This window comes from Clostridium sp. M62/1 (assembly GCF_020736365.1).
Lineage (GTDB): Bacteria > Bacillota > Clostridia > Lachnospirales > Lachnospiraceae > Otoolea > Otoolea saccharolyticum_A.
Genome location: NZ_CP085988.1, coordinates 769,549 through 779,483, shown reverse-complemented (window position 1 = coordinate 779,483; position 9,935 = coordinate 769,549). Strand labels below are relative to the sequence as shown.

Annotated in this window: 10 protein-coding genes; 3 read left to right on the top strand and 7 right to left on the bottom strand. The window is 49.5% G+C overall.

Features of this window, described 5'->3' with window-relative positions; translation table 11 throughout:
• Positions 1-2 precede the first annotated feature (2 nt).
• The 4 genes from LK436_RS18355 to LK436_RS04130 form a co-directional block, all read right to left on the bottom strand.
• Complete coding sequence (locus LK436_RS18355) at positions 3-128, bottom strand: hypothetical protein (RefSeq protein ID WP_008396447.1); 126 nt, start codon at positions 126-128, stop codon at positions 3-5.
• A gap of 564 nt (positions 129-692) precedes the next feature.
• Entirely contained in the window at positions 693-1,157 is a 465-nt protein-coding gene (locus LK436_RS04140) for a hypothetical protein (protein ID WP_008396449.1), read from the bottom strand.
• Positions 1,154-1,912: an AfsR/SARP family transcriptional regulator gene (locus LK436_RS04135; RefSeq protein ID WP_008396450.1), complete on the bottom strand. Its 759-nt coding sequence runs from the start codon at positions 1,910-1,912 to the stop codon at positions 1,154-1,156. The genes LK436_RS04140 and LK436_RS04135 overlap by 4 nt, the downstream gene beginning before the upstream one ends.
• 311 nt (positions 1,913-2,223) lie before the next feature.
• A complete protein-coding gene (locus LK436_RS04130; protein ID WP_008396452.1) occupies positions 2,224-3,474 on the bottom strand; it encodes a four-carbon acid sugar kinase family protein in 1,251 nt (416 codons plus the stop codon).
• Between the two features lie 355 nt (positions 3,475-3,829).
• Between LK436_RS04130 and thrH the strand changes: the two genes are divergently transcribed.
• The gene (gene thrH, locus LK436_RS04125) at positions 3,830-4,441 is read left to right on the top strand and encodes a bifunctional phosphoserine phosphatase/homoserine phosphotransferase ThrH (RefSeq protein ID WP_008396455.1); all 612 of its coding nucleotides are present in this window, start codon (positions 3,830-3,832) and stop codon (positions 4,439-4,441) included.
• Positions 4,442-4,853: 412 nt separating this feature from the next.
• On the opposite strand, the gene LK436_RS04120 is transcribed toward thrH, so the two are convergent.
• A complete protein-coding gene (locus tag LK436_RS04120; protein WP_008396456.1) occupies positions 4,854-5,726 on the bottom strand; it encodes a methionyl aminopeptidase in 873 nt (290 codons plus the stop codon).
• Between the two features lie 288 nt (positions 5,727-6,014).
• Here LK436_RS04120 and LK436_RS04115 point away from each other — a divergent pair, with 288 nt between their 5' ends.
• On the top strand, positions 6,015-7,127 hold the full coding sequence (locus tag LK436_RS04115) for a DUF4118 domain-containing protein (RefSeq protein WP_044930729.1): 1,113 nt from the start codon (positions 6,015-6,017) through the stop codon (positions 7,125-7,127).
• A complete protein-coding gene (locus tag LK436_RS04110; protein ID WP_008396458.1) occupies positions 7,117-7,827 on the top strand; it encodes a response regulator in 711 nt (236 codons plus the stop codon). Before LK436_RS04115 ends, LK436_RS04110 begins: the two co-directional genes overlap by 11 nt.
• Before the next feature lie 117 nt (positions 7,828-7,944).
• Here the strand turns inward: LK436_RS04110 and LK436_RS04105 are convergent, their stop codons facing one another.
• Together LK436_RS04105 and LK436_RS04100 are read right to left on the bottom strand one after the other, a co-directional pair.
• Positions 7,945-8,721 carry a ZIP family metal transporter gene (locus LK436_RS04105; RefSeq protein ID WP_008396460.1) on the bottom strand — a complete coding sequence of 259 codons (777 nt, stop codon included), beginning with the start codon at positions 8,719-8,721 and terminating at the stop codon, positions 7,945-7,947.
• A gap of 71 nt (positions 8,722-8,792) precedes the next feature.
• Positions 8,793-9,773, bottom strand: a complete 981-nt coding sequence (locus tag LK436_RS04100; RefSeq protein WP_044930730.1) for a CAP domain-containing protein — start codon at positions 9,771-9,773, stop codon at positions 8,793-8,795.
• Positions 9,774-9,935: the final 162 nt, after the last annotated feature.

Sequence of the window (9,935 nt, the reverse complement as noted above, 5' to 3'; positions counted from 1 at the left end):
TCTTACTCCCGCCTTTCCTTCCATTTTTTCAACTCAACCTCCTCTTTTTCTATATCAAGGGCACTGTCCATCATCTTTAACAGTTCCAGCATACTTTTAAAGCACCTGAACGCTTTTTGTCTGCCCATATTGCCTGCCCATGCCAGGCGGCATCGCGGCGATACTTGATGTTAATTACGAAAGCTGCCTCCACTTTTCTGTTGTCTGATGCTTTCTGTATCAATACCTGCTCCCCTTTTTTGTAAAAATATGTTTTGTTTATAAATTTTCTTAAAATTTTCTTAGGCTTTCTTATAGTGTATTAGAAGGGCAATCACAAAACCTATCACAAAAAATGATTTTTTTTGTTTTTCTTATTATTTTGAGGACATAGCTGAAACCGCAAAAGATTGTAAAAATTTGTTCTGAAGATGAAGGGAATTTTCCCCTCTGAGATGATGCCAGAAGATTTGTTTTAATGATTTCTTTGCCTCCCGGCTTTTCAGGTTTTTCGCCTGCCGCAGGCTGCTTCGTCGGTAAATTCTGACCTGATGTGTTCCCGCCAGGCAGGGCTTTTTGATTATAGGAGATTCGTAAGAATTTCCTATAATCAAAAAACCGGCCCTTTCTCCAAAGGCCGGTATAGACATATATTTTTTGTTTTTCTGTCAGAAAAGAGTCTGGCGTTCTCCGCCCTTTTCTCTGTACGCCTCTTAAAACCTGATTTCCTGTCCGGTCTGGTAAGCGGATACGGAGAAATTCACCTCCGCCCTCTTTCCGCACAGAGTCTTAAAATAACGGCTGATTCTGTTTCCAATGGAATGGCTGCTCTCCACGCTTACGCCTGTAAGAAGAATCAGGTACTGATATGCGCTGTACCTGGCATAGACGTCGCCTCTTCTCAGCACATGTCCGATAGCCTTTTTCAAAAGCTCAGAACGGGCCTTCTGCTTTTCCTGGTTCTGAATAATTTTCCCCTCATAATCTACCAGTGTACACAGCATCAGGCACATAGGCTGTCCGCTTCTCTCACTCCTTCTGGCCATAAGTCTGTAGATATCTATGAAACTTGGATAAGAGCAGTAATAGGCATTCTCCCCATCTGTGCCGTTTCTCTCACATAGTTCGGCCCTGATATTGTCCAGGCCGTCGGGACAGCTCACAAACTGCTGGCTCATCTTCCGGTAGCATTCCAGCATCTTATCAGAAGGAGGCAGTCCCATCTCCTCGGAATATCTTCTGGCTGTCTGATCATAGAGGCGGAAAGCTTCCTTGTATTGCCCATAAATATCATGCTCTCAATCTGCCCGGTCTGCCAGCCGTCAAACGGATACACCTGAGCGGCCTGTCGGTAGAGCCGGTACATTCCCGGATAATCCTTCTGAACCTTCAGATAATCCCCCAGCCAGGAAACCGCCTTCTCATACATTCTCTTAAAACGCAAGCTCTCCACAATCACCCAGTTTTCTGTGGAATTGGCGCTCAGAAGCTCTCCCTGATAGAGTTCCTCCGCCTGTCTGTAGCATTCATACGGATCCTCTCCCCGCTGCTCCATGCGTTCTCCTGCTTCTATAAGGTTCTCAAATTCTCTGGCATCCACCCACACCGGAATCTCCTGATCCCAGAAATAGACTCCGTCACGATTGATGACATACTGAGACTTGGGAAAACCTCCCAGCGGCAGGACATGGCGCAGGCGGTAAATGAGATTATTGAGGCTGTTGTTGAGACTGGACAGAGAATCCCTGTCATAGAGCATTCCCACCAGATCGTCTCTGCCGATCCCCTTCTCACCGGACAGCCACAGGATCTGAAGAAGCTGGGCGAGCTTAGAGGCGCTGTTTCTCCCCAGTGACAGAACCTCATCCCCATACTGAAGTGAAAAGCGTCCCAGCATATGAACTGTCAGTTTCTTCTTTCCCTCACCATTCACAGATCCGTCCCCCTTTCCGTCAAAACAGCAGCCAGCCGCTGTCCCTCCGTACTTTCTCCGCCGTATTTTTTATCATACAACAAAGTGGAAGGTTCGTCCAGATTGATTGTGAAATATCGGCCTGAATTACGCAGCAGTAATGAAATATTTTTCCTCCTCTTTCTGATCCGCCGCAGTGCGATCCCCGCGGAGCGTTTTCATATAACAGGGAACGAAGTTTCCTGTTATATGAAAAAACACCGTCAAATGCCTCCCTGCCCGACTTTCATCGTCAGCCCTCCTCATTTGACAGTGTTTTATTTATCCGGCCTCTACTCCAGATGCCTTTCGCCAATCTTCTCTGCCAGCTCTGCTATCAGCTTTTCCTCTCCAAAGCCTCCTGATTTTGAGATAATGCTGTAGGTTCTCCCATCTATATCGACCTGGGAGAGCACTGTTCCCGGCGCCATCTCGCACGCAGGCACAATCTCGTCACAGCCGATGTGCCTCATAAATCCCATAAGCGTATCTCCGCCTGTCAGAAGCATGGTGCTTTTCACGCCTGCTCTGACCAGGTGCTCCACCACCCGGCCGAGCGTATCTGCGATCCGCACTCTCAGCTCATCCAGCGAAAGCCCATGGCTTCCGGCATACTCGCAGGCAGCGCGGCAGCCAGGCAGATCATTGGTATCAAAGATGCAGCACTCCTCCTCCAGTGCCGTCTTCGTCCACTCCTCTAAAGCCCTGTTTCCTTCCTCCGATTCCAGATAGTCCTTTTCCAGTTTCTGCTCTGGCGTCAGACGGATCCTCTTCATTCCGGCCCTCTCTGCATAATCCAGCTGTCTGACTGTGATTGGATTGACGCTTCCGCAGGCTACCAGAAACTTTTTATCCAGGGAAATCCTCTCACGCCTCTTTCCAGAGAGTCCAAGAAGCTGCGGAAGAACTGCTGCAAAGCCGGCGCAGCCGGCAATCAGCCCAAGCTCTCCCTTTTCCTTCAAAAAGGAGCCTATACTCATCAGCTCCTCATCTGTGGATGCATCGTAAACCATAACGCCGTTCTGCCTCTCCCAGCCGTCCATACTCTCCACAACCGTTACGGAAACCTCTCCCCTCATTATATCCGGTATGTAGGAGCAGGTCACAGGCTCAAACGGATCCTTTCCAAACACACTCTCATGGACCGGACTTCCGTCAATATAGTGGATACCGTTTCTGGTCACCCGGTTCATTCTGGGAAATGCCGGCAGAAAGTGGAGAGTGTGCTTCCCCGCAGCATCGAGAACTGCTTTTAATTCACTTCCGATATTTCCCCTGAGCGCTGAGTCTGTCTTTTTATATAGATACGGGATCCCGCTCTCACAGGCTCTTTTGGCGATACCGTAGACCATGCGGTAGGCCTCCTCCCACTTCACATGCCTTGTCTCTGCTACCAGCACCAGAACCTGAACCTCTCTTCCAGTCCGGCTGAAATCATACTCAATATTTGTAACTACTCTCGTCTCTGCTCCACTCGCCGCAAACTGTACTCCTGTATCAAGTGCGCCAGTGAAATCATCTGCAATAACCAATAATTTCACCATAGTCAATATTCCTTTCTGTGCTCCCCTCGAGCATCAGTCGCTTTTTTATTTATTCTACCTGAGATGTCCTGCTCACACAACCTTTTGCCTCTGCCTTTTTGTTTAATTTTGAAACGATAATTCGTTATAATTTCAGAAACCTTCATATTTATGAAAAAGCGTTTCATATTGAAATCATTGAGGGCGCTGCACTCTTGAATGAACCGCCTCCATCAAAGGACAGGGCCTTCTCCAACCCCATTTTACCGGAACCGGTTTTTCTGCTCTTGACACCCCGGATTGCCGATGATAGTATTTTTTGTAACAGCCTGCCATCAGGCGTCTGCAGCATAAAAAGAAAGAGGAGGACTTGGGTATGTATATTGTATGTTTGGATATGGAGGGAGTTCTGGTTCCTGAAATCTGGATTGAATTTGCAAAGGCCAGCAATATCCCGGAACTTACGCGCACTACACGGGATGAACCGGACTATAACCGTCTGATGCGGTGGAGACTTGACATTTTGAAGCAGCACGGGCTGGGCCTTGGGCAGATACAGGAGACCATCTCAACCATTGATCCGCTGCCGGGCGCAAAGGAATTTCTTGATGAGCTCCGCTCCTTTACCCAGGTAGTCGTCCTAAGCGATACCTTTGAGGAATTTGCCATGCCTTTGATGAAGAAGCTGGGCTACCCCACCCTTCTGTGCAACAGCCTGGAAGTGGCACCGGACGGCACGATCACGGATTTTAAGATGAGAGTGGAGCATTCCAAACTCACAACTGTGCGCGCACTTCAGTCCATCGGCTATAAAACCATTGCCAGCGGTGACAGCTACAATGATCTGGATATGATACGCGCAAGCCATGCCGGCTTCCTCTTCAGAAGCCCGGAAAGCATCCGCTCCTCCGTCCCGGAGATTCCGGCTTACGAGACCTTCGACGAGCTGCTGTCCGCTGTCAGGGAAGCTGTAAAGCAGAAAGACTAACCGTTTCAAAATTGGTTATGATTTCTTTAGTTTTCCGTAAGATTGATTTAGAAGTTTTTTAGAGAATAGACAAAAATTGGACACATTTATCCTTTATTATAATTCCTGTAAACAACAAGAGGCCAATGAATCCGGAACATGCGCGCATTGTTTCATTGGGCTCGCCTAACAACAATTTCCTTTATATAGATTTTCTGGAACCCTTTTCCTTTCCCCCCTTTTACGTTTCAGAAAAAACGGGAGCACTGCATGATACGGCGCAATCGCCTGGCAGTGCTCCTCTTTTTTGAGTGTTCCTCTTTTTTGTCCTCTTTTTTCCTGTTGTCTGCATTCTTCCGGCAGTTTATACCGTCCGTTTATTTCAGCAATTTATTCCAGATGAGCCCTTTCCATCCTGCTGCCGGCAGTTTCCCTACCAGCACAGAACCTCATGGCCATTTTCTGTCACAAGTACCATGATCTCCCACTGGGCAGACGGTTTCCCGTCCTCCGTATAGACGCCCCAGCCGTCATTGTCATCTACATAGACCTCGCTGCCGCCCATATTCACCATCGGTTCAATGGTAAAAACCATTCCCGGGGCCATCATCATTCCGGTTCCCCTGTCCCCGATATAGCCCACCCACGGCTCCTCATGGAATTCCAGGCCCACTCCATGTCCTCCGATCTCACGGACAACGCTGTAGCCGTTCTTTACCGCATGCTCATTGACCGCATGTGCCATATCTCCTAAAAATCCCCAGGGCTTCACCTCCTTAAGGCCAAGCTCCACACACTCTTTCACGACTTCCACCAGCCGTTTCTTCTCAGGGCTGACTTCACCGATGCAGAACATGCGGGAGGAGTCGGAATAATATCCATTATATATAGTAGAAACGTCCACATTGATGATATCTCCGTCCTTCAAGACTACCTCCTCAGAAGGGATCCCGTGGCATACCTGGTCGTCGATAGAAGTGCACACGCTTTTCGGAAATCCCTCATATCCAAGGGGGGCAGGAATCCCTCCCATCCGCGTGGTTTCATCATACACCCACTGATCAATCTCAGCTGTCGTTACGCCCGCCCTGATATGCTCGGCCACATAGTCCAGCACCGCAATATTGATTTTACAGCTCTCTCTTATCTTCTCAATCTGCTCCGGCGTCTTAATCATATCGTGGGACGGAATGAAATGTCCCTCCCTGGCTGCCGCCTCCAGCTTTTCATCAAATGCCTCATGGCAGTGCTTATACTTTTTCCCGCTGCCGCACCAGCAGGCGTCATTTCTTCCCAGTTTTTTCATTTTCTGCTCTTCCCTTCTTTATTCATCATTTTATTCATGTTCTTCATGCTCAATCCATTTTCCTAATTCCGATGGATAGGCAGGGCAGCTTCCGTTTTCATCGATTTTTGCCCCTATATCCATCCCAACACCAGAAGTCTATCACATAGGCCTGGAAAAATCAATTTTTCCCGGATCTTATCATATTTTTTACTTTATTTTTTACAGGAAACAGGTATAATGAACTCTAGGCTCAGCTGGCCGGAAAGCCTTACTGCTGCCCAAACCGCGCAACAGGAGAAATCATCAATGAAAAAATGCAAGAATAAACTGCTTCGTTTTCTGGAGTCGCAGACCAGGGTTTCCAATACCGTCATCATGCTGGTTCTGCTGTTTACGGCCACGGCAGTTTCCTTTTTCTTTTTTGCGAAAATGGAAGCTCCGTCATCCAGCATCAGTCTGTGCTATATTCTGGCTCTGTTCCTGACTGCCAGGTATACGTCCGGATATTTCTATGGAATCCTCTCAGCCCTGGTGGGAGTCGTATGTGTGAACTTCCTGTTTACCTACCCGTACTTCGAGCTGAACTTTACGCTGAGCGGATACCCCATTACCTTTATCGCCATGTTCACCATCTCCATTATCACAAGCGCCCTGACAACCAACATCAAGGAGCAGTCAAGGATTATCTCTGAAAGAGAAAAGATGCTCATAGAGGCGGAAAAGGAAAAGATGAGGGCAAACCTTCTGCGGGCGATCTCCCACGATATCCGGACGCCGCTTACGAGCATCATCGGTTCCAGTACCGTTTATCTGGAAAACGAGACATCCCTCAGTGATTCCGACAAAAGAGCGCTTGTGAGCCATATTTTAGAAGATTCCAACTGGCTTTTGAATATGGTGGAAAACCTTCTTTCCGTCACCCGAATCAACAATGAAACGGCAAAGGTAAGCACCTCTCTGGAACCAGTGGAGGAGGTGCTCGGCGAATCCATCAGCCGCCTTAAAAAGCGCCTTCCGGACGCGCAGGTGAAGGTGAGCGTCCCGGACGAGTTCCTGATGATACCCATGGATGCGATTCTCATTGAACAGGTATTAATCAATCTGATGGAAAACGCAATCGTGCACTCCAAAAGCACAAAGCCCATTGAATGCTTTGTAGAGGCAGGCGTCTCTTGCGTCACCTTCCATGTGCGGGACTACGGAATCGGAATCCCTCCGGAGAAGCTGGAAACCATTTTTGACGGCTCCTCCTCTACTACCAGCACGTCCACAGACGGACGAAAAGGAATGGGAATCGGGCTTTCCATCTGCAAGACCATTATCACCGCCCACGGCGGCACGCTGGCCGCTGTCAACCACGCTGACGGGGCGGAATTTTATTTTACACTTCCAAAGGGGGAACAAAACATTGGCACATAAAATTTCTATTTTATTAGTGGAGGACGAGCCAAACATCTGCGGATTTATCACCGCCGCCCTGGCTTCCCATGACTACAAAATCACTCTGGCCCATACAGGAAAGGATGCTCTCTCCATCATCACTTCCCTCTGCCCGGATCTGATTCTTCTCGATCTGGGACTGCCGGACATAGACGGCATGGAGATTATCCGCCAGGTGAGGACATGGGCAAGTATCCCGATCATTGTTATCTCCGCGCGCACACAGGAACAGGAAAAGGTGACTGCTCTGGATCTGGGGGCTGACGATTATCTGACCAAACCCATCGGAACCTCTGAGCTTCTCGCCCGCATCCGTACAGCCATGCGCCACAGCAACAAGCTGAACACAGACTCTCTGCTGTACAAACGGCCTTTCCAGGCAAAGGATCTGATCATCGACTTTGAGAAGCACCTGGTGACCCTGAATGGGAACGAGATCCATCTGACACAGAATGAGTTTAAAATTATCTCCCTCCTGGCCAAAAATTCCGGCCGCGTCATGACCTATGACTCGATTATCGAGAATATCTGGGGCCCCTACGCAGACGGGGACAACAGCATCCTGAGGGTAAATATGGCGCATATCAGAAGAAAGCTGGAAAAGAATCCGGCAGAACCGGAGTATATCTTTACGGAGATAGGGATCGGGTATCGGATGATTGAAGATGAGATGAATTAATCCGGAGAATACCACAGCTGCAGGCCGGAAGATGACGATAGGTTTTCCGGCAGAAAAAGAGCCTTGGAAATCAGGCGGCTTACCCGCCTGACTTCCAAGGCTCTTCTGTTTCTATCTCTATCCAAGCGCCACATCCAGCGCCATCATCACCGCAAATCCGACGGCAAATCCAATAGTCGCCGTATTGCTGTGCTCTCCCTCACTGGCCTCCGGAATCAGCTCCTCCACCACCACATAGATCATGGCGCCCGCTGCAAAGGCAAGAAGATACGGCAGCACCCCTGCTATCTGAGATGCCAGGAGAATAGCCAGAGCCGCTCCTGCCGGCTCCACGATGCCGGAGAGCATTCCTGCCGTAAAGGCCTTAAGCCTGCCGGCCCCCGCGCTTCTTAAAGGGAAGGAAATGATAATCCCCTCGGGGAAATTCTGGATTGCTATTCCTATGGACAGGGCAAGCGCTCCCGCCATACTGATCTGCCCGCTTCCGGAAAGGACTCCCGCATAGGCCGCTCCGGCTGCAGCTCCCTCAGGAAAATTGTGGAGCGTCACTGCCAGCATGAGGAGCGTTGTCCTCTGAAGCCGGCTCTTGGGGCCCTCCGGCTGGGCATTTCCCAGATGCAGATGGGGGATCACCTTATCCATTGCCAGCAGAAAGGCAACTCCTGTTAAAAATCCTACGGCCGCCGGAGCGAAGGCAAATTTTCCCAGATGCGAAGACATATCCATCGCCGGGATCAGAAGGGACCACACAGATGCCGCCACCATCACCCCCGACGCAAACCCCAGAAGTGCCTTCTGTACAAAGGGTCCTATTTCCTTTTTCAGGAAAAATACTCCCGCTGCTCCCAGCGTTGTCCCGATAAACGGGATCATCAAGCCCAATAAAACATCCATATTTTACTCCTTTTTTTCCGCGCAGCTTCCAGGACCACAGGACGCTGTCCGTCCTGTTCCCGTCTCTTCATCTACTGGATAAACAGCTGAACCCAGTAATGTACACCATTTTCCACATAGCAGGCCGCTCCTGTCTTTGTATACCTTTCCTTCAGGAGATTCGCCCGGTGCCCTTCTGAGCTTAGCCAGTCCTCCATCGCCTCCTCGGAAGTGAACTGTCCTTGGGCAATATTTTCTCCCCATGCCATTGTGACAATACCTGCTTCATCGATAACCGTTTTCCAGCTTCTCCCGTCCGGCCTTGAATGTGCGAAATTTTTCCCGATTTCCACTGCGCGCGTGCGGGCGCATCCTGCCAGACCCTCGTCCCATTCCAGTGTTCCCACTCCTGCCTCTGTTCTGGCCTCATTTGTGAGCTTCAGCACCTCCTGCCCGCTCTCCTCATCAAAACGCCCTGATAGCTGCGCCTCTTTTCTTCTGTCTGTCTCACTGACAATTTTTCCGTTGCTGTCTGTCTGGTAATAGATTCCATTCTCCTCAAAGGAATCCATCCTCAGGCTCCCGTCTGAATTGAGATAGTACCGGTCGCCTGACACATAAATCAGCCCTGTAGCCATGTTTCCGTTCCCGGAAAAATAATACCAGTTTCCGCGGGTGTACTTCCATGCATTCCTGAGGAAGCTGCCGTTTTCATAATATTTCCAGCCGCCGTTTTCATAATGCCAGCCGTCTGAACCGCTCGTTTTCCCTGACTGAACCTGCTTTGTCTGGACAGTGCCATCCACAGTCCATGCTCCATTCTCATTTACCATATATCCGTCCGGTGTGACCGTGGATTCCAGCATATAGCCATTTGAGTCAAAATGGTAACACTCTGCCGCCCCGTCAGAATTTCCGTCCACCCACTGCCAAATCCCGGCCGGCCATGAGCCGTCATCATTTCGATACCACCAGCCGGCTTCATTTTTCTGCCAGCTTCCCGCCATAGCCGGAAAAATTGTCCCTGCGCTGAATACCGCAGTCAGTAAAATCACCGCCGCCTTATGTTTCATCTGAACCTCCCGCCCTCCAAGCCTGTTTTGCCTGCGTGCAACGGCCGCAGGCACCGCCTTGCTTTTAAGCTGTTTTCTTCTGCATTTTCCTCTGTATTTTCCTGTCCTGCCGGAATACCTTCTGCGTCTGCAGATATATAGATTATTATAACGGCAGAAAAT

Coding starts and splice junctions, on each gene's coding strand:
- thrH (WP_008396455.1), top strand. CDS start 3,830: ATGTATATTGTATGTTTGGATATGGAGGGAGTTCTGGTTCCTGAAATC.
- LK436_RS18355 (WP_008396447.1), bottom strand. CDS start 128: ATGGGCAGACAAAAAGCGTTCAGGTGCTTTAAAAGTATGCTGGAACTG.
- LK436_RS04130 (WP_008396452.1), bottom strand. CDS start 3,474: ATGGTGAAATTATTGGTTATTGCAGATGATTTCACTGGCGCACTTGAT.
- LK436_RS04105 (WP_008396460.1), bottom strand. CDS start 8,721: ATGGATGTTTTATTGGGCTTGATGATCCCGTTTATCGGGACAACGCTG.
- LK436_RS04100 (WP_044930730.1), bottom strand. CDS start 9,773: ATGAAACATAAGGCGGCGGTGATTTTACTGACTGCGGTATTCAGCGCA.
- LK436_RS04115 (WP_044930729.1), top strand. CDS start 6,015: ATGAAAAAATGCAAGAATAAACTGCTTCGTTTTCTGGAGTCGCAGACC.
- LK436_RS04120 (WP_008396456.1), bottom strand. CDS start 5,726: ATGAAAAAACTGGGAAGAAATGACGCCTGCTGGTGCGGCAGCGGGAAA.
- LK436_RS04140 (WP_008396449.1), bottom strand. CDS start 1,157: ATGAGCCAGCAGTTTGTGAGCTGTCCCGACGGCCTGGACAATATCAGG.